The 21351-nt window shown below is 66.6% G+C and carries 25 protein-coding genes; 11 read left to right on the top strand and 14 right to left on the bottom strand.

All coding sequences use genetic code 11. The features are described from left to right. Positions 1 to 83 precede the first annotated feature (83 nt). Positions 84 to 701: a 30S ribosomal protein S4 gene (gene rpsD, locus AC6RIC_RS11405; protein ID WP_454656390.1), complete on the top strand. Its 618-nt coding sequence runs from the start codon at positions 84 to 86 to the stop codon at positions 699 to 701. A 142-nt stretch (positions 702 to 843) separates the two neighbouring features. Here rpsD and AC6RIC_RS11400 read toward each other — a convergent pair whose 3' ends face one another. From AC6RIC_RS11400 to AC6RIC_RS11390, 3 genes are all read right to left on the bottom strand, one after another. Next, entirely contained in the window at positions 844 to 1059 is a 216-nt protein-coding gene (locus AC6RIC_RS11400) for a DUF1059 domain-containing protein (protein ID WP_488850061.1), read from the bottom strand. Between the two features lie 273 nt (positions 1060 to 1332). Continuing rightward, entirely contained in the window at positions 1333 to 1764 is a 432-nt protein-coding gene (locus AC6RIC_RS11395) for an EamA family transporter (RefSeq protein WP_499736257.1), read from the bottom strand. A gap of 102 nt (positions 1765 to 1866) precedes the next feature. Continuing rightward, positions 1867 to 2019 carry a hypothetical protein gene (locus tag AC6RIC_RS11390; protein WP_454656387.1) on the bottom strand — a complete coding sequence of 51 codons (153 nt, stop codon included), beginning with the start codon at positions 2017 to 2019 and terminating at the stop codon, positions 1867 to 1869. Between the two features lie 201 nt (positions 2020 to 2220). Here AC6RIC_RS11390 and AC6RIC_RS11385 point away from each other — a divergent pair, with 201 nt between their 5' ends. Then, positions 2221 to 2463, top strand: coding sequence for a hypothetical protein (locus AC6RIC_RS11385; protein WP_454656386.1), 243 nt, complete (start codon positions 2221 to 2223; stop codon positions 2461 to 2463). A 95-nt stretch (positions 2464 to 2558) separates the two neighbouring features. Here the strand turns inward: AC6RIC_RS11385 and AC6RIC_RS11380 are convergent, their stop codons facing one another. Together AC6RIC_RS11380 and AC6RIC_RS11375 are read right to left on the bottom strand one after the other, a co-directional pair. Next, positions 2559 to 3179: a Spy/CpxP family protein refolding chaperone gene (locus tag AC6RIC_RS11380; protein WP_454656385.1), complete on the bottom strand. Its 621-nt coding sequence runs from the start codon at positions 3177 to 3179 to the stop codon at positions 2559 to 2561. Continuing rightward, a complete protein-coding gene (locus AC6RIC_RS11375; RefSeq protein ID WP_499736256.1) occupies positions 3176 to 3343 on the bottom strand; it encodes a hypothetical protein in 168 nt (55 codons plus the stop codon). The genes AC6RIC_RS11380 and AC6RIC_RS11375 overlap by 4 nt, the downstream gene beginning before the upstream one ends. Positions 3344 to 3354: 11 nt before the next feature. Between AC6RIC_RS11375 and AC6RIC_RS11370 the strand changes: the two genes are divergently transcribed. From AC6RIC_RS11370 to AC6RIC_RS11350, 5 genes are all read left to right on the top strand, one after another. After that, positions 3355 to 4353, top strand: coding sequence for a P1 family peptidase (locus AC6RIC_RS11370; protein ID WP_454656384.1), 999 nt, complete (start codon positions 3355 to 3357; stop codon positions 4351 to 4353). A gap of 118 nt (positions 4354 to 4471) precedes the next feature. Continuing rightward, entirely contained in the window at positions 4472 to 4786 is a 315-nt protein-coding gene (locus AC6RIC_RS11365; protein ID WP_454656383.1) for a hypothetical protein, read from the top strand. After that, the gene (locus AC6RIC_RS11360; protein ID WP_499736255.1) at positions 4783 to 6243 is read left to right on the top strand and encodes a methyl-accepting chemotaxis protein; all 1461 of its coding nucleotides are present in this window, start codon (positions 4783 to 4785) and stop codon (positions 6241 to 6243) included. The genes AC6RIC_RS11365 and AC6RIC_RS11360 overlap by 4 nt, the downstream gene beginning before the upstream one ends. Positions 6244 to 6286: 43 nt before the next feature. Beyond that, entirely contained in the window at positions 6287 to 7075 is a 789-nt protein-coding gene (locus AC6RIC_RS11355) for an ATP12 family chaperone protein (RefSeq protein ID WP_499736254.1), read from the top strand. 309 nt (positions 7076 to 7384) lie between these two features. Next, positions 7385 to 8914 (top strand): acyl-CoA carboxylase subunit beta, encoded by a 1530-nt coding sequence (locus tag AC6RIC_RS11350; RefSeq protein WP_499736253.1) that lies wholly within the window; start codon positions 7385 to 7387, stop codon positions 8912 to 8914. A gap of 9 nt (positions 8915 to 8923) precedes the next feature. Here the strand turns inward: AC6RIC_RS11350 and fabF are convergent, their stop codons facing one another. The 6 genes from fabF to AC6RIC_RS11320 form a co-directional block, all read right to left on the bottom strand. Then, the gene (fabF, locus tag AC6RIC_RS11345; protein WP_499736252.1) at positions 8924 to 10189 is read right to left on the bottom strand and encodes a beta-ketoacyl-ACP synthase II; all 1266 of its coding nucleotides are present in this window, start codon (positions 10187 to 10189) and stop codon (positions 8924 to 8926) included. A gap of 9 nt (positions 10190 to 10198) precedes the next feature. Then, the gene (locus tag AC6RIC_RS11340; protein ID WP_454656378.1) at positions 10199 to 10714 is read right to left on the bottom strand and encodes a winged helix-turn-helix transcriptional regulator; all 516 of its coding nucleotides are present in this window, start codon (positions 10712 to 10714) and stop codon (positions 10199 to 10201) included. A gap of 72 nt (positions 10715 to 10786) precedes the next feature. Further along, positions 10787 to 11929, bottom strand: coding sequence for an ABC transporter permease (locus AC6RIC_RS11335; protein WP_499736251.1), 1143 nt, complete (start codon positions 11927 to 11929; stop codon positions 10787 to 10789). Beyond that, positions 11926 to 12819: an ABC transporter ATP-binding protein gene (locus AC6RIC_RS11330; protein WP_499736588.1), complete on the bottom strand. Its 894-nt coding sequence runs from the start codon at positions 12817 to 12819 to the stop codon at positions 11926 to 11928. Before AC6RIC_RS11330 ends, AC6RIC_RS11335 begins: the two co-directional genes overlap by 4 nt. A 29-nt stretch (positions 12820 to 12848) precedes the next feature. Next, positions 12849 to 13808, bottom strand: coding sequence for an HlyD family secretion protein (locus tag AC6RIC_RS11325; protein ID WP_499736250.1), 960 nt, complete (start codon positions 13806 to 13808; stop codon positions 12849 to 12851). Continuing rightward, a complete protein-coding gene (locus AC6RIC_RS11320) occupies positions 13805 to 14467 on the bottom strand; it encodes a CerR family C-terminal domain-containing protein (RefSeq protein WP_454656375.1) in 663 nt (220 codons plus the stop codon). Before AC6RIC_RS11320 ends, AC6RIC_RS11325 begins: the two co-directional genes overlap by 4 nt. Positions 14468 to 14856: 389 nt before the next feature. On the opposite strand from AC6RIC_RS11320, the gene AC6RIC_RS11315 reads away from it, so the two are divergent. From AC6RIC_RS11315 to AC6RIC_RS11300, 4 genes are all read left to right on the top strand, one after another. Continuing rightward, positions 14857 to 16230 (top strand): MBOAT family O-acyltransferase, encoded by a 1374-nt coding sequence (locus AC6RIC_RS11315; RefSeq protein ID WP_499736249.1) that lies wholly within the window; start codon positions 14857 to 14859, stop codon positions 16228 to 16230. Continuing rightward, complete coding sequence (locus tag AC6RIC_RS11310; protein ID WP_499736248.1) at positions 16205 to 17227, top strand: hypothetical protein; 1023 nt, start codon at positions 16205 to 16207, stop codon at positions 17225 to 17227. The genes AC6RIC_RS11315 and AC6RIC_RS11310 overlap by 26 nt, the downstream gene beginning before the upstream one ends. Positions 17228 to 17407: 180 nt before the next feature. After that, positions 17408 to 17830 carry an RNA polymerase-binding protein DksA gene (gene dksA / locus AC6RIC_RS11305; RefSeq protein WP_454656373.1) on the top strand — a complete coding sequence of 141 codons (423 nt, stop codon included), beginning with the start codon at positions 17408 to 17410 and terminating at the stop codon, positions 17828 to 17830. Between the two features lie 130 nt (positions 17831 to 17960). Then, positions 17961 to 18353 carry a GFA family protein gene (locus tag AC6RIC_RS11300; RefSeq protein ID WP_499736247.1) on the top strand — a complete coding sequence of 131 codons (393 nt, stop codon included), beginning with the start codon at positions 17961 to 17963 and terminating at the stop codon, positions 18351 to 18353. A gap of 46 nt (positions 18354 to 18399) precedes the next feature. On the opposite strand, the gene AC6RIC_RS11295 is transcribed toward AC6RIC_RS11300, so the two are convergent. The 3 genes from AC6RIC_RS11295 to flgH all read right to left on the bottom strand — a co-directional run bounded on the left by AC6RIC_RS11295 (position 18400) and on the right by flgH (position 21337). Then, positions 18400 to 19632 (bottom strand): HlyD family secretion protein, encoded by a 1233-nt coding sequence (locus AC6RIC_RS11295; protein WP_454656371.1) that lies wholly within the window; start codon positions 19630 to 19632, stop codon positions 18400 to 18402. Next, on the bottom strand, positions 19625 to 20080 hold the full coding sequence (locus AC6RIC_RS11290; protein WP_454656370.1) for a hypothetical protein: 456 nt from the start codon (positions 20078 to 20080) through the stop codon (positions 19625 to 19627). Before AC6RIC_RS11290 ends, AC6RIC_RS11295 begins: the two co-directional genes overlap by 8 nt. 504 nt (positions 20081 to 20584) lie before the next feature. Beyond that, a complete protein-coding gene (gene flgH / locus AC6RIC_RS11285; protein WP_454656369.1) occupies positions 20585 to 21337 on the bottom strand; it encodes a flagellar basal body L-ring protein FlgH in 753 nt (250 codons plus the stop codon). Between the last annotated feature and the right edge of the window lie 14 nt (positions 21338 to 21351).

Raw genomic sequence — 21351 nt, 5'->3', positions numbered from 1 at the left:
AAGCTGGATCTGTCGCCCCGGCCAATATGCAGGGGAGCAGGAGGGCGCGGTCCTCAACTCGCGAACCTGAGAGGACACGCGATATGTCGAAGCGCCATGAGGCGAAGTACAAGATTGACCGCCGCCTCGGTCAGAACATCTGGGGCCGCCCGAAGTCCCCGGTCAACCGCCGTGAGTACGGCCCCGGCCAGCACGGCCAGCGCCGCAAGGGCAAGCCGTCCGACTTCGGCACGCAGCTCCGCGCCAAGCAGAAGCTGAAGGGCTATTACGGCTCGATCTCCGAGAAGCAGTTCCGCCGCTACTACGCCGAGGCGATCCGCCTCAAGGGCGACTCGGGCGAGAACCTGATCGGCCTGCTCGAGCGCCGTCTCGACGCGGTGATCTACCGCGCCAAGTTCGTGCCGACCGTGTTCGCCGCCCGTCAGTTCGTCAACCACGGCCACATCACCGTGAACGGCAAGCGCGTCAACATCGCTTCCTATCAGGTGAAGCCGGGCGACGTGATCGCGGTCAAGGACTCGTCGAAGCAGCTCGCCATCGTCATCGAGTCGGCCGCCCTGGCCGAGCGTGACGTGCCCGACTACATCGACGCCGACCACACCAAGTTCTCGGCCACCTACACCCGCACCCCGACCCTCTCGGACGTGCCCTACGCGGTGCAGATGGAACCGAACCTGGTCATCGAGTTCTACTCGCGCTAAGCCTTTCGGCACGGGTAGCAATACCCATTGCTTTCGATTTTGGGGGAGGGCGAGATTTCGCCCTCCCCCTTCGCATTTTCCGCCCTTGCTTCGGGCACGCACCCGCCCCGAGATGCTGCGTGCCTCGCAGGCAATCGCTCGATCATGCAGCGCGTTCGGGCGCCCTCTCGGACGGCATGCCGTCCTTGATGATGGTCCTGAGTTGGCCGCGTAGCTCGGGCGTATCCTGATGCTTGTGCACGGCGACGGCATGCTGCACCGCCACCTCCAGAAGCTCGTCTTCAGTATCGGCGCTGATCGCGATTGAGCACTTCATCTCACTCGGAAATGCCCGGCAATCGATGAACTTGCGTCCCATGGCATCCTCCCTTGGGAAACGGCAAACTCTCCACGATATCAGCTCAAGGCTGCGCAATTCACCATACGCTTCTGCCGCGCCCATCGCAAAAAGATACAGCTGCAAGCGAGCCGCTCTGATCAGGAAACAGCCGCCGGTCCTCGAGCAACCTGCCTGGCTTTCCTAAGCTTCACAAATGCCGATGAAGGCGACGATCGCGCTCTGGCCGGGAATCCCGATACTGAAGCCCGAGGATGGCCCGGACATCTGCAATCAGGAACCAAGAGAACCACCCTACTCCCTGTAGGCCACCAACACGGCAGCGATGAGCGCCACGCCGAGCCAGTTGGGGAGAGCCAGGCGTTCACCCAGGAAGATCACGCCGAACAGGGCAACCAGCACGACGCTCATCTTGTCGATGGGCGCCACCCGTGCCGCATCGCCCAGCTTCAACGCCCGAAAGTAGCAAATCCACGAAGCGCCCGTGGCGAGGCCTGACAGCACGAGGAAGACGGCCGAACGCCCCGACACGGAGCCGAGGCCCTGCCAACCACCCGTCGCCGACAGAATGGCCGCAAGCGCCAGAAGGATGACGATCGTTCGGATGAAGGTGGCGAAGTCGGAGCCGACATTCTCGATCCCGATCTTGGCGAAGATCGCGGTGAGGGCCGCGAAGAAGGCCGACGGCAAGGCCCATAGCTGCCAAGACGTGGCCAGTTGCTTCATGCCCGCGGTCCTTGTCCGACGTCCCGCTACGGGTCTCCGGCCATAGAAAGGGATCGGCCGCAAACCACCCTTCTGCTTGCTCCTCGACGAGCTGCAATCCACTCAGAGATGCGAGCCGACCTCATGCCGGAAGAAGTAGCAGCCGACGCCAATGCAGCCGATCAGGATCGACAGCGCGTAGGGCCCGAACAGGCAGACGATGAACACGGAACCGATGAAGGCCCGCATCGCCCAGCATGACCATGTCTGCTTCATGGCTCACCTTTCGCATCGCAATCACTGACAAAGCGTAAATAGCGAGCCGTGAATCCAAGCTGAACAGATATGGTAAACACCTGAATTCGCAATGAAATCCGTACGTTAGGGATTTTGTCGAAAGCAGGGCGGCACTGCTCCTCTCCCGTATCTCCCGGCCGCGCGGTAGCGTAGCGTCACCGTCCCGGAGAGGAGATTCGCATGAAAAGACTTCTGCTGACCGCACTCGCAGTCTGCTGCATGGCGGGCGCCGCCCAGGCGCAAAGCTGCAACCTTCAGGCCTCGGACAAGAAACTGGCAGGCGCGGCGAAGACGAGCTTCCTGACCAAATGCGAGAAGGACGCCGGCGCCGCCTGCGACAAGCAGGCCGCCGACAGGAAGCTGGCCGGCGCCGCCAAGAACAGCTTCACCAAGAAATGCGTCTCGGACGCGGTCGGCACCTGACGCCAGGCGCCCGCAAGCCAGATGCGAGGAGCCGCGCCCGGATCCGGACGCGGCTCTCTTCAGTCATGTTTCTGAAAACGGATTGAGGCCGGGCCTCACTCGTCGTTCTGGTCGTCGCGGTCGCGCCATTGCCTGCGCCCGCCGCGGTCTCCGCGCTCGCCTCGGTCGTCATCATGCCAGCCGCCGCGCCCGCCACGCATCTCGCGGAAGCGCTCGCGCCCTTCCGCCATCGCCTCGCGCACCGAACGGCGCAGTACCGTCTTCTGCTCGTCGCTGAGCGTCGCCCAGAGCGGGCGCACCGCATCAGCGAGTTCCTTGGAACGGGCCGCGCGCTCGCCCTGCTGGTTGGCGGTGGCGTCGAGCCGCTCCATCAGGTCGGCATGGCGCAGCGTCTCGCGCCGCTCGCGCATCGCGTTCCAGCGCTCGCCACGGTTGGCGCTGCGCTGCTTGATCAGCCCCTCTACCTTGTCGAACAGGGCCGTCTGCTCGGGCCTAAGCTTGAGGTCGGCGCGCACCTTCGACAAGCGCTCGTCGAGCCGCGCCTTGGCGCGCTCTGCCCGGCGTTCGCGCCACTCGTCGCGGCGCTGCTCGCGGCTTTCCGTCCTTTCCTGCTTCTGGTCTCCACCGGCGGGCGGAACCGGCTGCGGCTGCGCCAGGGCGAAGCTGCCGGCGAGCATCGCGATCGACGATGCGGCGATGAGGGTAATAGGTTTCACGGGCAATCTCCCTTGGAGCAGTCCAGTCGAAGCGTCGCGCAGCGGGTCTCGAAGCCGATTGGCGATGGCATCAGCCTGATCTCGTCGGTCTGACCCGGCAATGGCCAGCGCATGAAAAGATCGTAATGTAGCCACAACGCCTTCGACGCGATTCGGTTCGCCATCGGGTTCCTCCATGAAAAATCTCATCACCGACGTGCGCGGCCTGCTCGTCGGCCAGGCCCATGACGCTGCGGCAGCGACCGGCGTCACCGCCGCGATCTTCGAGCGCCCGACAATCGCCTCGGCCGCTGTGCTCGGCGGAGCGCCCGGCACCCGCGACACGTCCCTGCTCGACCCCGAGATGACCGTCGAGCATGTCGACGCCATCGTGCTCTCCGGCGGCTCGGCCTGGGGGCTCGGCGCCGCCGACGGCGTGATGCGCTGGCTGGCACAGGAAGGGCGCGGCTTCCCGGTCGGCGCATTCCGCGTGCCGATCGTCCCGCAGGCGATCCTGTTCGACCTGATGAATGGCGGCGAGAAGCCCTGGGCCCGCGGCGAAGGCGAGACGCCCTATGCGCGCTTGGGCGCCGAGGCTGCCGCTGCGGCTTCCGCCCATTTCGCGCTCGGCACCGCCGGCGCAGGTTTCGGCGCGACCACGGCGACCTTGAAAGGCGGTCTCGGCTCGGCCAGCGCGCGTGCCGCGACGGGACAGATCGTCGGCGCGCTCGTCGCGGTCAATGCCGTCGGCAGCGCCACGATCGGCGATGGCCCGCATTTCTGGTCGGCGCCCTATGAGCGCGACGGAGAGTTCGGCGCCCTCGGCTGGCCCGCTACGATCACCCCCCACGACACCGCTCTGCGCTTCAAGGGCGGCACCGGTCAGAACACCACGATCGCCCTCGTCGCAACCGATGCCGTGCTGACAAAGCCGCAGGCCCGGCGCCTCGCGCTCGCCGCGCATGATGGCCTCGCCCGCGCCTTGCGCCCCGCCCATGCCCCGCTCGACGGCGACATCGTTTTCGCGGCAGCGACCGGCTATAGCGGCGCCCCCTCGGATGCCTTCGCGCTGACCGAGCTTTGCTCTGCCGCCGCAGACGTGCTGGCCCGCGCCGTGGCGCGCGGCGTCCATGCCGCCACGGCCCTGCCCTTCCCCGGCTCCAAGCCCGCCTGGCAGGATCGCTTCAAATCCTGAACCGGGGTCAGTGCATTCCCCACAGTAAGTGAAACAATTTACCAAGCATAAAGCCGGCCTCCGTAACCTGCCCGTCTAGGTTTCCGTCTGACGACCGGACAACCGGTGGGGGGGGTCCATGCGCGAGATCGGCTTCGGCCTGATCTGCGGTATCGCGATGGCGATTGCCGCGCTCCTGATTGCAGCCTGGCCCGTGCCAGGTCGGCCGATCGCAGCCCTTTTTCCGGCGGGAACCGCATCAGCCGATATCGCGCAAGCCGTTTCCAGCGCGAACGGCAGTCTCATCCAGATCGATTCCGCCTCCTCCATCGCCTTCACCATGGGCGAGCGCGATGGCTTCGTCTCATCCCTCTACGGCGCAGGAGCCTGGCTCGTCATCGACGCGGCCTTCGCCAGGCTTTGCACCGGGAGTCCCGCAGGGAGTGGCCGATGAACGCCGTCACACGTTTTCGTGAGCGCTTCTCCCGTTTCCTGATTGCGATCCTCTGGGCCAATGCCGGCGTGCTGGCGGTCGGAACACCAGCCGCCGCTCCGCTGCACAGCCCCGCGCTCGGGCTGGCAGGCATCGCGCTGGCAGCGCTCGGAACAATGATCTGGCGCATCGACCGCACCGGCTGGGTGACCCGCGAGGTTTCCAGCATCGTGACCATGGGCCAGGTCATGCTGCTGGTCTATGCCTTCGCCGGGCATCCCTATCAGTCCGACATGCACATGTATTTTTTCGCCATGCTGGCGGTGCTCACCGGCTGGCTGGACTGGCGCATCTTCATTCCGGCGACCACCGCCATCGTTCTGCATCACCTCGCCTTCAGCCTGATCATGCCGGGCGCCGTCTTTCTCAACGGCAACCAGATCGACCGGGTGCTGCTGCACGGCCTGATCGTGGCCGTTCAGTCGATCGCGCTGAGCTGGCTGGTCTGGTCGCTGCGCCAATCGCTCGAAGTCTCGGAACGCGAACGCCACGAGGCCGATGCCGCTCGCGCGGCCGCCGACGAAGCGCGGCGCGACCTCGCCGAAACCATGGAAAGAGGAGCCCTCGTCCGTCGCCAGGTCCTGCATGCCGTCGCCGATGACTTCGAGCGCGAGATCGCCGGTATCGCCCGCGACGTCATCGCCTCCGTGCAATCCCTGCGCGTCGCCTCGCAGCAGATGAAGACGGGCGCGGTCGAGGTGTCCGAGCGTTCCACCGCAGCCTCGCAATCCTCGCGCCAGACGTCGTCCAATGTCGTCGCCGCCACGCAAGGCACTGCGGAGCTGGCGCAGTCCTTCGCCGAGGTCGACCGCCAGGTCGCGGAAACCACGCGGGTCGTCGGCGAGACGACGCGGCAAGCCCGCGCCGTGCTCGACACCGTCGGCGAATTGTCGCGCAAGGCCGGCCAGATCGGAGACATCACCGACGCGATCTCGACCATCGCCAAGCACACCAACCTGCTGGCGCTGAACGCCTCGATCGAGGCCGCCCGTCTCGGCCAGTCCGGCGGCGGCTTCACCATCGTCGCCCAGGAGATCAAGTCGCTCGCCAACCAGACCTGGCGCGCGACCGAGGAGATCCAGAGCCAGATCGGCGCCATCCGCGACTCCAGCTCCGAGGCGATCGGCGCGATCGACGCCATGAACACGACGGTCGGCTCGCTCAACCAGATCTCCGGCAATGTCGCGACCGTGGTCGAGCAGCAGAACGCCGCCGCCGCCAACATCGCCCAGATCATCCGGCGCGCCGCCGACGAGACCGTCTTCGCAGCCGGGCATATCGACATCGTCTGCCGCATCGCCGCGGAAACCGACGAGGCCGCCAGCCATGTCGCCGAATCCGCCGACAAGCTCTCGCGCCAATCGGTGCATCTCGATACGGAGGTCGCCCAGTTCCTCGGCCGGATCCGCGCCGCCTGAGCCTCCCGTTTCGCGCCGAGCGCGAATGCGCTATGGCGGGGCCATGTCCACCGATGATTTCCTCGCCCGCTTCGGCTCCCCCGGCTCACGCCAGCCCGACCCTGTCGCCGCCGCCCAGCAAGCGATGCGCAACCCGCTTCCCGCCCGCTTCTACAAGGAAGCCAGCGTTCTGGAGCGGGACGGCCTCTTTCATGTCGCCCTCGACGGCAAGACGGCGCGGACCCCGGCCCGCAAGCCGCTCGCGGTGACCTCCCGCCCCGTAGCAGAAGCTCTCGCCGTCGAATGGCAGGCGCAGGCCGAGCGGATCGATCCCGCCCGGATGCCACTGACCCGGCTCGTCAATTCGGCGCTCGACGGCGTCGAGGACCAGCAGGAGGCCGTGCGCGCCGAGATCGTCCGCTATGCCGGCTCGGACGCGCTCTGCTACCGCGCCGGCGAGCCCGAGCCGCTTGTCGAGCGGCAGAACCAGCTCTGGCAGCCGATCCTCGGCGATATCGAGACGTTGATCGGCGCCCGCTTCCTGCTGGCGGAAGGCATCGTCTTCGCCGAGCAACCGGTGGAGACGCTCGCCGCCGTCACCCGGCAGGTCGCCAAGATCCCCGCCCCGCTCGCGCTCGCCGGCGCCCATAACGTCATGACCTTGACCGGCTCGGCCATCCTCACGCTGGCGCTGGCGAACGGACGGATCGATCCGGATGCCGCCTGGGACGCCGCCCATCTCGACGAGGACTACCAGATCGGCATCTGGGGCCAGGATGACGAAGCCGCCGAGCGCCGCGTCATCCGCCGCCGCGAGTTCGAGGCTGCGGTGCTCCTGCTCCTGAAGGGGTAGGCAGCGGGAGGAGTTGATTGCATCGGCTTCGCTCAACCGTTGTCATTCCGGGGCTTCGCGCAGCGAAGAACCCGGAACCCACGATCGGGCGTGCCCTTGCAATCGCATAATCGCAACCACTCACCCAGTCGTGGGTTCCGGGTTCACGCCTGCGGCACGCCCCGGAATGACAAAGGTGGCGCGAAATCGCTGATCACCCGCCTTCCGCATGATTGCGGTTCCGACTTCGGCAAACGTCGCAATAGACTCGCAGCGCCCTGCCGCTTAAGCCGGCTTTGAGACGCGATTTCCGGCCGGGAGCCTGCCGCCATGAAGAACATCCTCGAACAGCTCGAAACCCGCCGGGAGGGCGCCCGCAAGGGCGGCGGCGAGCGCCGCATCGAGGCGCAGCACAAGCGCGGCAAGCTGACGGCGCGCGAGCGCATCGAGCTCCTGCTCGACAAGGACTCCTTCGAGGAGTTCGACATGTTCGTGCAGCACCGCGCCGTCGATTTCGGCATGGACAAGGCCGAGAAGATTCCCGGCGACGGCGTCGTCACCGGCTGGGGCACGGTCAATGGCCGCACCGTCTTCGTCTTCTCCAAGGACTTCACCGTCTTCGGCGGCTCGCTCTCCGAGACCCACGCCCAAAAGATCATCAAGATCCAGGACATGGCGCTGAAGATGCGCGCGCCGATCGTCGGCCTGTTCGATGCCGGCGGCGCCCGCATCCAGGAGGGCGTCGCGGCGCTCGGCGGCTATGGCGAGGTCTTCAAGCGGAATGTGCAGGCTTCGGGCGTGATCCCGCAGATCTCGGTGATCATGGGCCCCTGCGCCGGCGGCGACGTCTACTCGCCCGCGATGACCGACTTCATCTTCATGGTCCGCGACACTTCCTACATGTTCGTCACCGGCCCCGAGGTGGTGAAGACCGTCACCAACGAGACCGTGACCTCCGAAGAGCTCGGCGGCGCCAAGGTCCACACCTCCAAGTCTTCCGTCGCCGATGGCTCCTTCGAGAACGATGTCGAGGCGCTCTTGCAGGTGCGCCGCCTGCTCGACTTCCTGCCCGCCAACAACACGGCCGGCGTGCCGGAATGGCCGTCCTTCGACGTGCCTGACCGCGTCGACATGAGCCTCGATACGCTCGTGCCGGACAATCCGAACAAGCCTTACGACATCAAAGAGCTGATCCTGAAGACGGTCGACGAGGGCGACTTCTTCGAGATCCAGGCGGCCTACGCCGGCAACATCGTCACCGGCTTCGGCCGGATCGAGGGCCGCACCGTCGGCATCGTCGCGAACCAGCCGATGGTGCTGGCCGGCGTGCTCGACTCCGACGCCTCGCGCAAGGCCGCCCGCTTCGTGCGCTATTGCGACGCCTTCGAGATCCCGATCGTCTCGCTGGTCGACGTTCCCGGCTTCCTGCCCGGTACGGCGCAGGAATATGGCGGCCTGATCAAGCACGGCGCCAAGCTGCTCTTCGCCTATTCGGAATGCACCGTGCCGCTGGTCACGATCATCACGCGCAAGGCCTTCGGCGGCGCCTATGACGTGATGGCCTCGAAGCATATCGGCGCGGACGTGAACTATGCCTGGCCGACGGCGCAGATCGCGGTGATGGGCGCCAAGGGCGCGGTCGAGATCATCTTCCGCGGCGGCGATGCGGAAACCATCGCGCGCCAGACCAAGGAATACGAGGACCGCTTCATGTCCCCCTTCGTCGCGGCCGAGCGCGGCTATATCGACGAGGTGATCATGCCGCATTCGACGCGGCGCCGCATCGCCCGCGCGCTCGCCATGCTCCGCACCAAAAGCGTCGAACGCCCCTGGCGCAAGCACGACAACATCCCGCTCTGAGCGGGTAACTTACGGCCAGCGCCTGAACGCGGCGCTGGCATTCACCCCGCCGAAGCCGAAGCCGTTCGAGATGGCGTGCTCCATCGCGAGCGGCCGCGCCGCCTTCGCAACAAGGTCGAGCCCGGCTGCAGCCTCGTCCGGGTTTTCGAGGTTGAGCGTCGGCGGGGCGATCTGGTCGCGCAGCGCCAGGATCGTGAAGATCGCCTCCAATCCACCGGCAGCCCCGAGCAGATGGCCGGTGGCCGATTTCGTCGCGCTGATCGCGATGCCGCCCTCCGTGCCGAACACGGCCTTGATCGCGGCAAGCTCGCCGCGATCGCCGACTGGCGTTGAGGTCGAATGGGCGTTGAGATGCGCGACATCGGCCGGTCGCAGCCCCGCCTGCTTCAGCGCGGTCTCCATGGCGCGCCGCGCGCCGGAACCATCCTCCGGGCCCGAGGTGATGTGATAAGCATCGGCGCTGGTGCCGTAGCCGGTGAGCTCCGCCAGGATCGTGGCGCCCCGCGCCTGCGCACGCTCCAGCGCCTCAATCACCAGAAGCCCAGCGCCCTCGCCCATGACGAAGCCGTCGCGATCCCGGTCGAAGGGCCGCGAGGCCTTTTCGGGCTCGTCGTTGAAGCTGGTCGAGAGCGCCCGGGCCGCCGCGAATCCGCCGAGCGCGACGAGATCAACGCAAGCTTCAGTGCCGCCGCAGAGCGCGATATCGACCTCGCCCGCCCGGATCATTCGCGCCGCGTCGCCGATCGCCTGCACGCCGGCCGCGCAGGCCGTCACGGGCGCACCGATCGGCCCCTTGAAGCCATGCTCGATCGAGACATGGCCGGCGGCAAGGTTGACGAGGAAGGACGGGATCGTGAAGGGCGAAAGCCGCCGCGCCCCGCGCTGGTCGGTGATCCGCACGGCCTCGGCGATCGCCGGGAAGCCGCCGATACCGGAGGCGATCACCGTCGCAGTGCGCTCGCGCTCGGCTTCGCTCTGCGGCTGCCAGCCGGCCTGCTCCAGCGCCTCCTTGGCGGCGACCAGCGCGAACTGGATGAAGCGGTCCATCTTGCGCTGGTCCTTCGGCGCGATCACCGCATCAGGATCGAAGCCGCCCTCGGCATCCTCGGCCTTGGACGGCACGATGCCGGCCACCTTGGCAGGCAGCGTCTCGACGATCGCATCCGGCAGGCGGCGCAGGCCGGAACGCCCTGCGAGCAGACGCTGCCAGGCGATCCCGGTTCCGCAGCCGAGCGGCGAGACCACGCCCATTCCGGTGACGACGATACGGCGCATGGAAAGCTCCTATGTGCGAGTGTCCGGCGCAGCCGCATCCCGCGCCGCCACGATGGCGAGGCGTTGCAGCATGCCGGGACTGGCCTGTGGGCCGGCGATGACTGTGACGTTGTCAGGATTCACGGGCTGCAAGCTCTGCGCATCGGCATAGGCCGGGACGACCGCCCGCCCGCTCTCGCGATCGGCGAGCAGCAGGGCCTGCCCTTCCGGCGCGAGATGCCGATTGCCGAAGGCAACCAGCGCCGCGACCACCGGGAAGAAGTCCCTGCCCTTCTGCGTCAGCACATATTCGTAGCGCTTCGGCCGCTCGCTATAGAGCCGCCGCTCGAACAGCCCGGCCTCGGTGAGGTGCTTGAGCCGCCGCGCCAGCATGTTCGGCGCGATGCCGAGGCTGCGCTGGAACTCGTCGAAGCGGGTGAAGCCCTGCAGCGCATCGCGCAGGATCAGGATGCTCCACCACTCGCCCACCGCCTCGACGGCGCGGGCGCAGGGACATTCGGCGAGCGGGATGAGCCGGGGCTGCATGCGCCCCAGCTAATGCACTGACTATCATTTTGCAAGTCACAGTCGCGGACTGCATACCCGCGGCAGCTCGCTTCAGTCCAGCGTGCTTCTGAACCGCATCAGCGCGAGCCCCGCATAAACCGGCACGAACAGGCTGAGATAGATCACCTCGTCGTCGATATCGCTTAAGTCCGCGCCCTTCAGCATGATCGCCCGGATGATCCGCAGGAAATGCGTCAGCGGGAACAGTTCGCCCAGCGTCTGCGCCCAGCCCGGCATGCCCGCGAAGGGAAACATGAAGCCCGACAGCATCAGCGAGGGCAGGAAGAAGAAGAAGGTGAGCTGCATCGCCTGCAGCTGCGTGCGCGCCACCGTCGAGATCGTGTAGCCGAGCAGAACCAGCGCCAGCACGAAGATCAGCACGCAGGTGAGCAGAAGCCCGAGACCACCGAGGAAGGGCACGGCGAAAAGCAGCTTCGCCGCCCCCAGCACGATCACCACCTGCACGGCACCGACGGCAAGATAGGGCAGCACCTTGCCGAGCATGATCTCGCCCGCCGTCGCCGGCATGGCGAGCAGGTTCTCCATCGTGCCGCGCTCGATCTCGCGGGTCAGCGCCATCGCCGTCATCATCACCATGGTCATCTGCAGGATGACGCCGAGCAGGCCGGGCACGATGTTGTACTGGGTGATGTTCTCCGGGTTGTAGCGTCGGTGCACGATGAAGGAGAGGGTATCGCCCCCACCACCGGCCGGATCGGTCACCGGCTCGCGCCCCTGTGCCCGCAGCAACGCCCGACTCGCGATGGTGCCGAGCGCCGAGACAGCACCGCTCGCCGCCGCCGGATCGGTCGCATCGGCCTCGACCAGGATGCGCGGCCTGTCCGCCCGCTCGACGCGGGCGCCGAAATCGCTGGGAATGGTGACGAGGAAGGAGATTTCCCCCTTCGCCATCAGGCTTTCGGCCTCGGCCGCGCTCTGCGGGCGCTCGCCGAAGCGGTAATAGTTCGACACTTCCAGCGCCGAGACCACCGCGCGGGTATAGCGATCCTGCCCGAGCGCGAGGATCGCCGCCGGCAGGCCGCGCGGATCGTTGTTGATAGCGTAGCCGAAGAGCAGGAGCTGGACGATCGGCACCGCCAGCATCATCGCGAAAGTGATGCGGTCGCGCCGCATCTGCACGAACTCCTTGGCCAGCATCGCGCCGAGCCGGCGGGGCGAGAACAGGCCGATCATGCCGCCCTCTCCTGTGCGCCGGTCATGAACTTGATGAAGACGTCCTCGAGGCTGGTCTCGCCGGGCTCGACCTTGATGCCGGCCTCGCGCCGGACTGGCTCCAGCGCCGCCTCCAGCTTGCCTCGGTCGGTGCCCACGACATGCAGCGTCGCACCGAAGGGCGCGACCTGCTCGACGCCATCCGCCGCCTCCAGCGCCCGAATCTGGGCAGGCTTCAGCGCGCCATGGACGACGAAGGTGACGAGACCTGAGCCCTTCACGACCTCCTCGACCGTCCCCGTCGCCAGCATCCGGCCATAGGCGATGTAGCCGATGCGATGGCAGCGCTCGGCCTCGTCCATGTAATGGGTCGAGACCAGCACGGTCAGCCCGTCCCCGGCGAGGCGATGGATCTCGTCCCAGAACTCGCGCCGCGCCTTGGGATCGACGCCGGCCGTCGGCTCGTCGAGCAGCAGCAGCTTCGGCTGATGCATGATGCAGGCGGCCAGCGCCAGCCGCTGCTTCCAGCCGCCCGAGAGCGTGCCGGCAAGCTGGTCCTTGCGGGAGGTCAGGCCGAGCCCATCCAGCGTCTTCGCCACAGCCTCGGCGACCGGATCGAGCTCGTAGAGCCTGGCGACGAAGGTCAGGTTCTCGGCGATGGTCAGGTCCTCGTAGAAGGAGAAGCGCTGCGTCATGTAACCGACCTGGCGCTTGATCGCGGCGCTCTGGGTGCGGACATCGAGCCCGAGCACCGTGCCCTGCCCGGCATCGGGCCTGAGCAAACCGCAGATCATGCGGATCGTCGTGGTCTTGCCCGAGCCGTTGGGGCCGAGGAAGCCGACGATCTCGCCCGTCGCCACCGCGAGATCGACATCGTCGACCACCGTGCGTTTGCCGAAGCGCTTGGTCATGCCGCGGACATCGATGGCGAGCGAGGCGCTCACCGCTGCCCCCTGAGCGTCACGTCGACGATCTGGCCGGGCTGCAAGGCCGATTGCGGACCGCCATCGGGCCGCGCCTCGACCAGATAGACCAGCTTCTGGCGCGTCTGCGCCGAATAGATCACCGGCGGCGTGAATTCCGGCTCCGGCGAGACATAGGTCACGGTTGCGGTCAGCCCGGGCGCGCAGCCGTCGCAGCGGACATCGAGCTTCATGCCGGTGGTCACGCCGGAGATTCGTACCTCCGGCACATAGAGCATCAGCTTGGCGGCGCCGTCCGGCAGCATCAGCAGCACCGGCGCGCTCGGTCCGGCGAGTTCGCCGACCCGGCGCAGCACGTCGCTGATCCGCCCGGCCGAGGGCGCGACGAGCTGGCGCTGCGACAGACGCCAGCGCGCCTGCGCCAGCGCAGCCTTGGCCTGCTCGACCGCGTTCTCGCTCGCCTTGATCTCGTCCGGTCGCGCCGGCAGGCGTGCGACATCGAGATTGGCGGCGTTCTGGCGCACGCTCGCGGCAGCGACATCGCGCGCCGTCTCCGCCTGGTCGAAATCGGCCTGGGTCGAGACGCCGCGCCGGAGCAGGTCCTGCCGGCGCTCCAGAGCCCGCTCGGCCTCGCGCTGCTGCGCCTTGGCCGAGGCGAGATTGGCCTCGATCACCGCGATCTCTTCGGGTCGCCGGCCGAGCTTCAGGTTGTTCAATTGCGCCTGCGCCTGCACCAGCCGCGCCTCACTTTCCCGAACAGCATTCTCGGCATCCGTCGTTTCGAGCCCGGCGACAACCTTGCCGGCTTCGACACGGTCGCCCCTGCGGATGTCGATATGCTCGATCCGGGCTGTATCGATCGGGCCGAGCCGGACGTATTCGCCCTCGACATAGCCGGCGATCCGGACCGTATCGCCGCCGCAGGCGGAGAAGCTGCCGGCGATCAGCGCGAAGGAGCAGAGAAAACCGAGGATCATGACCTGTTCTCCCGCATGCCGGCGATGCTGGCGCGGACATTGGCGCGGATGACGCCGGCGATCGCTTCGCTCTGTTCTTGGTCGATCGTGGTCCAGCCCATGCGCCGCATCACGGCGGGCCGGGCGAGCCGGAAATAGAGCACCTGCCCGATCGTTGCGAAGACGGCGAGCCTGGTGTCCTGCGCCTCGGCCTCCATGCCGGTCGCCGCCGCCCAGAGCCGGCAGACCTGGCCATGGACCGGGCCGACGAGCCCCTCATAGAGCGTCTCGAAGGCCGAGGTCGGCTCCATCATCTCGCGCAGGACGAAGCGGGCGATCGTCTCGCTCTCCTGCGCCTGCGTCGCGAAGGCCGTGACGCGTCCAACGATGCCGAGTAGCAGCTCGACCGCCGCCTCCGGCGCCAGCCCGTCGAGCGGCGGCATGGCAGCGGCGGCGCCGAAGACCCGCTGCTTCATCGTCGCGACCACGGCCTCGGCGCAGGCCTGGCGGAGCCCGTCCTTGCCGCCGAAATGATAGGCGATGCCGGCGCTGTTGACGCCCGCCACCTGGGCGATCTGGCGGATCGAGCTCGCCTCGAACCCGTGCCGCCCGAACAGGTCGAGCCCGGCCCGGATCAGCGCCTCGCGCGTTCCCGCATCGTTGTCTGAAATGGCTTTCATGCCATCCCGATAGCATCGCCAACTCTTTCAATCAATCGATTGATTGAATCCAAATCGAAAGGCTTGCAATAGCTCCGTCCTCCTTCCGACAAACGCGCGGTCATCCTGGGCGACCGCAGGGAGACCCGGGATCCATGCCTGAACCTCTCCCGAAAGCGCTCCGGAATGGATCCCGGATCTCCGCTTCGCTGCGTCCGGGATGACCAGCGCCGGAGGTCCAGACTAACTCCCAGGCACCCACGCACCTTCGACCGCCAGACCCTCAACTCTAAGGATGAACGCTGAAGGGCAGATGCCCACCTTCTCCATCACGCCGCACCACCCCCGACATGACTCGCCGCCGATTATGGTCTAAGGCGGCAGCCATCCTTTGATCCGCTCCCCGCCCGATGCTCTTCAACTCCTTCGTCTTCCTGCTTGCCTTCCTGCCGCTGGCGCTCGCCCTTCACTGGGCGGCGGAGCGCTTTGCGCCGAGCTGGCGGCTGCCGGTTCTGGTAGCGCTGTCCTTCGCCTTCTACGGCTATTGGGACTGGCGCTTCCTGCCGCTGCTGGCGCTCTCGATCGCGCTGAACTGGCTGATCGCCGAAGCTTTCCAGAAGACGAAGTCGGGAGCGCTGATCACGCTCGCGATCGTCCTGAACCTCGCCGTCCTTGCGGTCTTCAAGTACTTTAACTTCTTCGCCGATCTCGCTGGAATGATTCCCGGATTGCCGGCGCCGAAATTCGACATCGCGCTGCCGCTCGGCGTCTCCTTCTTCACCTTCCATCACATCATGTACCTGACCGATCTGCGGCGCGGGCAGGCCCCGCGCTACGATCTCGTCCGCTACGCGCTCTACATCGCCTTCTTCCCGCAGGTGCTCGCCGGCCCGCTGGTGCGCTGGCGCGAGATCATGCACCAGCTCGACGAGCGGCCCTATCAGCGCCCGGATGCGGCCGAGCGGATCGCGCGCGGCCTGATGCTGCTGACCTTCGGTCTCGCCAAGAAGGTGCTGATCGGCGACCCCCTCGCCGAATATGCCAACCCGGTCTTCGCGGCGGCTGCGGCCGGCAAGGTCATCAGCATGGCGGAAGCCTGGCAGGCGACGCTCGCCTTCACCTTCCAGATCTATTTCGACTTCTCCGGCTACACCGACATGGCGCTGGGCCTTGCTTTGCTCTTCGGCGTCGTGCTGCCGCAGAACTTCGAGGCGCCCTATCGCTCGCTCTCGATCCAGGACTTCTGGCGCCGCTGGCACATGACGCTATCGCGCTTCCTGCGCGACTATCTCTACATCCCACTCGGCGGCTCGCGGTCCGGCCTGCCGACGCAGATCTGGGCTCTGTTCGCGACCATGTCGCTGGGCGGCCTCTGGCACGGCGCTGGCCTCACCTTCGTCGCCTGGGGCGTGGCGCACGGGCTGGCGCTGATCGTCGCGCTGTTCTGGCGCCGGGCCAACTTACCGATGCCGGCGGCGCTCGGCTGGCTCCTGACCTTCCTGTTCGTGGCTTTGTGCTGGGTGCTGTTCCGGGCCACGAATTTCCAGGCCGCGCTGGCGATCTACAAGGGCCTGTTCGGCTTCGCGCCGATCGGCACCGGTTTCAAATGGCGTGCCCTGTTGCCGGCCGCCGCCTTCGCCATCATCGGCCCCACCGCCTGGAACCTCGCCCACAAATTGCCGCCAGCCCGCTGGCTCGCGATCCTGTGCGGGCTCCTGTTCGTCATCATCCTGCTGAAGATCGGCGAAGACGCCAATTATGAGTTCATCTACTTCCAGTTCTGAGCAGGCCGCTCGGGCGGCGAAGTGGACGGGCTTCACCGGCGCCTTCCTGGGGGCGGCGGCGCTGATCGCGATCGCCTTTCTGACAGTCGCCTTCCTGATCGACCCCTATGATTCCGGCCGCTCGCCGCTGAAGCTGAAGGAGGGCGTGCGTCCGCAAGGGCCGCGCACGGCGCTGGCCAGCCGCGGCCGCGACCCGAATTTCACCGGCGCCATCTTCGGCAATTCGCATATCCAGTTGATCTCTCCCGAGGAGTTGCGCGCGAAGACCGGCATCCCCTTCGTCTCGCTGATCGCCCCGGCGACACAGCCGCGGGAGGCCTTCGCGACGATCGACTGGTTCCTGCGCCATCACCGGAAGACGCCGCCGAAGGCGATCGTGGTCGGCATCGACAATTACTGGTGCACGGCGAACCCAGCCCTGCCCAACGAGAAGCCCTTCCCCTTCTGGCTCATGAGCCGCAGCCTGCCCGATTATGTCGGCGGACTGATGCGCTTCGACTTGCTGGAGGAACTGCCCCGCCGCATCGCCTACCTGACCTCACGCAAGGCCGAGCGCGCCCGCCCGGACGGCTATTGGGACTACGAATCGGGCTATGGCGTGCAGGGCTACGGCGCCAATCCGGAGATCATCGCCCGGCTGGAAAAGCCGATCGAGGCCGGCGGCGGCAATGTCGACGGCCCCTTCCCGGCGGCGACGGGGCTTGAAGAGCTGATGAGAACGGCGCCGGCCGAGACCGCGCTGATTCTCCTGCGCCCGCCGGTCTATGTCACCGCGCTGTCGAAGCCCGGCACGCGCGACGCCGCAGCCGACGCGGCCTGCCGCAAGGCTTTCGCCGATCTGGCGGCCCGGCGCCCGCGCACCGCACTGGTCGACTGGAGGGTCGACAGGCCTGAATTGCGCGATTCCAGCCTCTTCTTCGACCATAGTCACTATCGCCAGCCGATTGCCCGATTGGTTGAAGCTGATATTGCCGAAGCCATCCGCAAGTTGAATTGACGCAAAACGAGCCAATTTCACCGAGAATCGGCACGAAATCGCGCATTTTCACGAAGCCGTTGAAGCCCTGTCGGAAGCGATTGTTCCGATTGAAACGGATCGCTATAAGGGCGCCAAATCGGCTCCCCTCCCGCGGCACAGCCGATGGGTGCGAGAGTCGACAAACGAGAGAGCGCGCCCATGTCGAAGCAGATCATCCTCGAGGCGGATTACAAACCGAGCGATGACGAGCCGTTCATGAACGACCGTCAACGCGAGTATTTCCGCGGCAAGCTCCTCGCCTGGAAGGACGAGATCCTGCGGGAGGCCAAGGAGACCCTGGTCACCTTGCAGAAGGAGAGCGAGAATCACCCGGACATCGCCGACCGGGCCTCCTCCGAAACCGATCGCGCCATCGAGCTTCGCGCCCGCGACCGGCAGCGCAAGCTGATCGCCAAGATCGACGCGGCGGTCGCCCGCATCGATGACGGCTCCTACGGCTATTGCGAGGAGACCGGCGAGCCGATCTCACTGAAGCGGCTGGAAGCCCGCCCGATCGCGACCCTCTCGCTGGAGGCGCAGGAGCGCCACGAACGCAACGAGCGCGTCTTCCGCGACGATTAAGCGGACATACTCGCCCCGTCTTTTGGAAGGGCCCCGCGCTGGGAGGCGCGGGGCCTTTTTGCGTGAACGAACCGTCGCTTTGGCGATACGCTTTCGCCGGTGATGGCGTCCGAACGGGTGGAGGCACAGCATGGACCGTTTCACGGGCGGATGCCGGTGCGGCAATCTTCGTATCGCTGCGTCGGGACGTCCCTATCGCATCGGCATCTGCCATTGCCTGGATTGTCGCAAGCACCACGGCGCCCTCTTCCACGCCTCGGCGATATTCCCGCAGGACGCGGTGACAATCGAGGGCGATGCCCGCGACTATGACGGGCGCTTCTTCTGCCCCCGCTGCGGCTCGACGGTCTTCGGACGCAGCGGCGACGAGGTCGAGATCAATCTTGGCTCGCTGGATGCGACGGACCAGCTGGTACCGACCTACGAACTCTGGACGATCCGCCGCGAATCCTGGTTGCCGCCGTTCCCGCTGAGGAAGCGATACGAGCGCAACCGCGACTCCGCCAGCCGCTCCGAGGAATAACGCCTCGAAGCGATGCTGAACTGCGCGCGCCGGCCCCCTCCCGCCCTCAGTGCCCGCCGAAGACGAGAGACTGGACCGGCAGCACCAGCGCCTGGATGCGCAGCAGGATGGCATGGACCACCCCGGTCGCATCGACGGCGTGCAGCGCGATGCGGCGCATCGTGCCGGTTTCCTTCGCCGCGATGATGTCGTGGTTGCTGGTATAGGCGTTGGCGATGCAGCTGCTGCCGGGCGTCACGCCGTCGAGCCCACCCTGATGGAGTGGCTCCAGCGTGGTGAGGATGGAGCCGGGCCGGACCACCTGCTGCGCATCGATGAGTTGCTCGCCGCTCCGGACCTGGCCAGCGGCGATGAAGTCCTGCACGCCCGTCACCACCATCGGGATGACCACCCAGGGCTTGGAGATGCAGGTGACCTCGGCGACCATGCCGACCTTCATCACCTGTGCCTCGATCTGGTTGAACCCGGCGACCAGCCGTCCCCGTCCCGCCTCTTCCGGGATGACGATTCCTGCGGGGCGCATGAACGGGTTGACGATATCGCCGACCCGCAGCGTGAATTGCTCCACCCGCCCGGCAAACCCTGCCCGCACCACCGTCTTCTGCAATTCGGCCTCGGCCTGTGCAAGCGCGGCCTCGGCGCTGGAACGCTGGGCGGGAAGCAGCGTCGCGATCCTGGTCTGCTCGGCATCCCTCGCGGCCGTCACCGACAGCAGCGCGGCCTCGCGTCCCGCCACAAGGTTCTCGAGCCGTTCGATTTCGCGAGCGGCGACCACGGCATCATTGCGCCGCTGCAATTCTGTCTTGGTCCGCAACTCGTCGAGGGCCTGTTGCAGGGAGCTCTTCGCTTCCTGGATCTTGCCTTCATCGGCGAGGATATCCGCCTTCGCGACCACGAGCGCGGCATCCGCCTCTGCGATCTTGCGGCGCGCTGCCTCGACGGCCGAGGCCTGTGTCTTGTTGTCCAGCGAGAAAAGCAGATCGCCCTTGGCGACCGCCTGGCTGACCCCGACATGCACCTCGGCGACGCGGCCATTGACCTCCGGGACGATCGGCACCGTCCGGAAGAAGACCGTCGCGCTCGTCGTCGACGGATGATAGTAGAAGATCACGGTGATCAGGGCGACCGTCAGCATGACGCAGGTCACGATGCCCCAGCGCAATTCGAACCAGACCGAAAAGAGCGTGATCTCTCGGCCGAAGCGTTTGCCCTGACCGTACCGGCGAAAGAGATAGTCGGGAAAGATCGTGAAGAGCGCGCAGATGAGAAGCTCAAGCATGCCCCTTCTCCTGGCTCTCGACGACAGCGGCCTGCGGGCTCTCCGGTGGCCCCGCGACAGCCGCCTCCGCTGCTAGCGCGCCCGTTTCCTCGCTTTCGACCGGGGGCTTGCCGGCGATGGTCTCCAGGGCCCTCGCCATCCGGCCGAACGTCCCGGAAAAATCAGGAAAATCGATCAAGGCGAGCAGGAGTCCGGCCACCCAGAACAGGTGGATATGCGTGAACAGCGCAAGCAGTCCGAGCACCGCCACGATCTCGAACTGAAGCTTGTGCGTCTTGTGCGCCATGCGCTCGGGCAAGGTGTGCAGCCGCAGGAAGAGCAGGCCGACGCCCAGCACCGCTCCGACAAGAAGGATTCCCGCCAGCACCAACAGGACGTCGGTTTCGCCGGGGGCGGTGATGAAGGGTGGGAGCGCATGCGGAGCGGCGGGGTGAACGGCTGCCGTCATGACGGAACTCCTCTCGCGCGAGGCATAACCGAAACAGCTACTGGACTCGGCCAAAGACTTGTTGCGGCAGCAGATCCGTCGTCATCACAGCCTAACGATACCCAAAGGTCAACTCGCCTGGCGATGTCGTTGCCGGCCTCAGGAAGAGCGGCGCGCTGGAACGCGGATATCCACGCGAGCGGCGCCTTTTTGGGAACAATGGAAAGCCCCGCGTCGGGAGAACGCGGGGCTTCTGGCCGCCAGCTTTAAAAGCTTGGGGAGCGTGGCGGGCGGCCGGGATGGTGGCGGCTCGGGAGAGACCGCCATCCGTCCGGCGCGGAGACAAGGGGGAGCGTTCCGCGCCGTCCGGGATTCGGTGGAGGCCGTCCGTTCGTCCCTTCGCTCTGGTGAGTCGGCTGGAGCGGCTTTCGAGAACCGGAGCGCAGCGGACTGATGTCCGTGAGCGCCGGAAGCGCAGAAAGCTGCTTCAGACGTCCGTCAGAGTAGAGGGGGCGGACGAGCGGGTCAGAAGGGCAGCAGGATGTCCATCACCTGCTGGCCGTAGCGCGGCTGCTGAACATCGGTGATCTGGCCGCGGCCGCCGTAGGCGATGCGGGCCTGGGCGATCTTGGTCGACTCGATGGTGTTGTCGGATTCGATGTCCTCGGGCCGGATTACGCCGGCGACGATCAATTCACGCACCTCGAAATTGACGCGGATCTCCTGCTTGCCCTCGATCACCAGATTGCCGTTGGGCAGGTTCTGGGTGACGACCGCCGCGACATTGGTCGCCAGCGTCTCGGAGCGGTTGACCGAGCCCGCACCTTCGCTCGAAGCATCGGAATCGAGCTTCAACAGCGAGGAGGCCTTGGCGCCGTCGGGCAGGAACTTGTCGAGCTTGTTCTCGAAGCCAAAGGCGTTCTCGGCGCCGAAATCCTCGCCGTTCTTGCGGCTACGCTTGGTCGTGTTGTTGAGCTGGGCCCGGTCCGTGACCTTGACCTTGACGGTGACGAGGTCGCCGACATTGCGGGCGCGCTGGTCCTTGAAGAAGGCGCGCGACCCGGTGCGCCAGAGCGAGTTCGGCGCGTAGGAGGCATGCGCCACCTCCGGCATCGGCATCTGCACGGGCTTGTAGCCCTTGGCGGCGGTCGGGTCCTCGATCGGCGAGAGCGTCGGCGCCTGGCCGACATTGGCGAGGCGGTCGCCCATGCCGCAGGCGCCGAGCGAGGCGGTCAGCAGCAGGAGCCCGGAAAGCTTGGCGAGGCGGGTGGCGTACATGGCGGTTTCCACGG

It is taken from the genome of Allobosea sp. TBD101 (assembly GCF_059817965.1).
The sequence above is the reverse complement of the archived record's forward strand: the minus strand, read 5'-3'. Positions and strand labels throughout refer to the sequence as shown.

Coding starts and splice junctions, on each gene's coding strand:
- AC6RIC_RS11375 (WP_499736256.1), bottom strand. CDS start 3,343: ATGGCGAACCGAATCGCGTCGAAGGCGTTGTGGCTACATTACGATCTT.
- AC6RIC_RS11310 (WP_499736248.1), top strand. CDS start 16,205: ATGAGTTCATCTACTTCCAGTTCTGAGCAGGCCGCTCGGGCGGCGAAG.
- AC6RIC_RS11355 (WP_499736254.1), top strand. CDS start 6,287: ATGTCCACCGATGATTTCCTCGCCCGCTTCGGCTCCCCCGGCTCACGC.
- flgH (WP_454656369.1), bottom strand. CDS start 21,337: ATGTACGCCACCCGCCTCGCCAAGCTTTCCGGGCTCCTGCTGCTGACC.
- AC6RIC_RS11390 (WP_454656387.1), bottom strand. CDS start 2,019: ATGAAGCAGACATGGTCATGCTGGGCGATGCGGGCCTTCATCGGTTCC.
- AC6RIC_RS11335 (WP_499736251.1), bottom strand. CDS start 11,929: ATGATCGGCCTGTTCTCGCCCCGCCGGCTCGGCGCGATGCTGGCCAAG.
- AC6RIC_RS11350 (WP_499736253.1), top strand. CDS start 7,385: ATGAAGAACATCCTCGAACAGCTCGAAACCCGCCGGGAGGGCGCCCGC.
- AC6RIC_RS11385 (WP_454656386.1), top strand. CDS start 2,221: ATGAAAAGACTTCTGCTGACCGCACTCGCAGTCTGCTGCATGGCGGGC.
- AC6RIC_RS11320 (WP_454656375.1), bottom strand. CDS start 14,467: ATGAAAGCCATTTCAGACAACGATGCGGGAACGCGCGAGGCGCTGATC.
- fabF (WP_499736252.1), bottom strand. CDS start 10,189: ATGCGCCGTATCGTCGTCACCGGAATGGGCGTGGTCTCGCCGCTCGGC.
- AC6RIC_RS11290 (WP_454656370.1), bottom strand. CDS start 20,080: ATGACGGCAGCCGTTCACCCCGCCGCTCCGCATGCGCTCCCACCCTTC.
- rpsD (WP_454656390.1), top strand. CDS start 84: ATGTCGAAGCGCCATGAGGCGAAGTACAAGATTGACCGCCGCCTCGGT.
- AC6RIC_RS11300 (WP_499736247.1), top strand. CDS start 17,961: ATGGACCGTTTCACGGGCGGATGCCGGTGCGGCAATCTTCGTATCGCT.
- AC6RIC_RS11295 (WP_454656371.1), bottom strand. CDS start 19,632: ATGCTTGAGCTTCTCATCTGCGCGCTCTTCACGATCTTTCCCGACTAT.
- AC6RIC_RS11330 (WP_499736588.1), bottom strand. CDS start 12,819: ATGACCAAGCGCTTCGGCAAACGCACGGTGGTCGACGATGTCGATCTC.
- AC6RIC_RS11360 (WP_499736255.1), top strand. CDS start 4,783: ATGAACGCCGTCACACGTTTTCGTGAGCGCTTCTCCCGTTTCCTGATT.
- dksA (WP_454656373.1), top strand. CDS start 17,408: ATGTCGAAGCAGATCATCCTCGAGGCGGATTACAAACCGAGCGATGAC.
- AC6RIC_RS11340 (WP_454656378.1), bottom strand. CDS start 10,714: ATGCAGCCCCGGCTCATCCCGCTCGCCGAATGTCCCTGCGCCCGCGCC.
- AC6RIC_RS11365 (WP_454656383.1), top strand. CDS start 4,472: ATGCGCGAGATCGGCTTCGGCCTGATCTGCGGTATCGCGATGGCGATT.
- AC6RIC_RS11400 (WP_488850061.1), bottom strand. CDS start 1,059: ATGGGACGCAAGTTCATCGATTGCCGGGCATTTCCGAGTGAGATGAAG.
- AC6RIC_RS11325 (WP_499736250.1), bottom strand. CDS start 13,808: ATGATCCTCGGTTTTCTCTGCTCCTTCGCGCTGATCGCCGGCAGCTTC.
- AC6RIC_RS11315 (WP_499736249.1), top strand. CDS start 14,857: ATGCTCTTCAACTCCTTCGTCTTCCTGCTTGCCTTCCTGCCGCTGGCG.
- AC6RIC_RS11370 (WP_454656384.1), top strand. CDS start 3,355: ATGAAAAATCTCATCACCGACGTGCGCGGCCTGCTCGTCGGCCAGGCC.
- AC6RIC_RS11395 (WP_499736257.1), bottom strand. CDS start 1,764: ATGAAGCAACTGGCCACGTCTTGGCAGCTATGGGCCTTGCCGTCGGCC.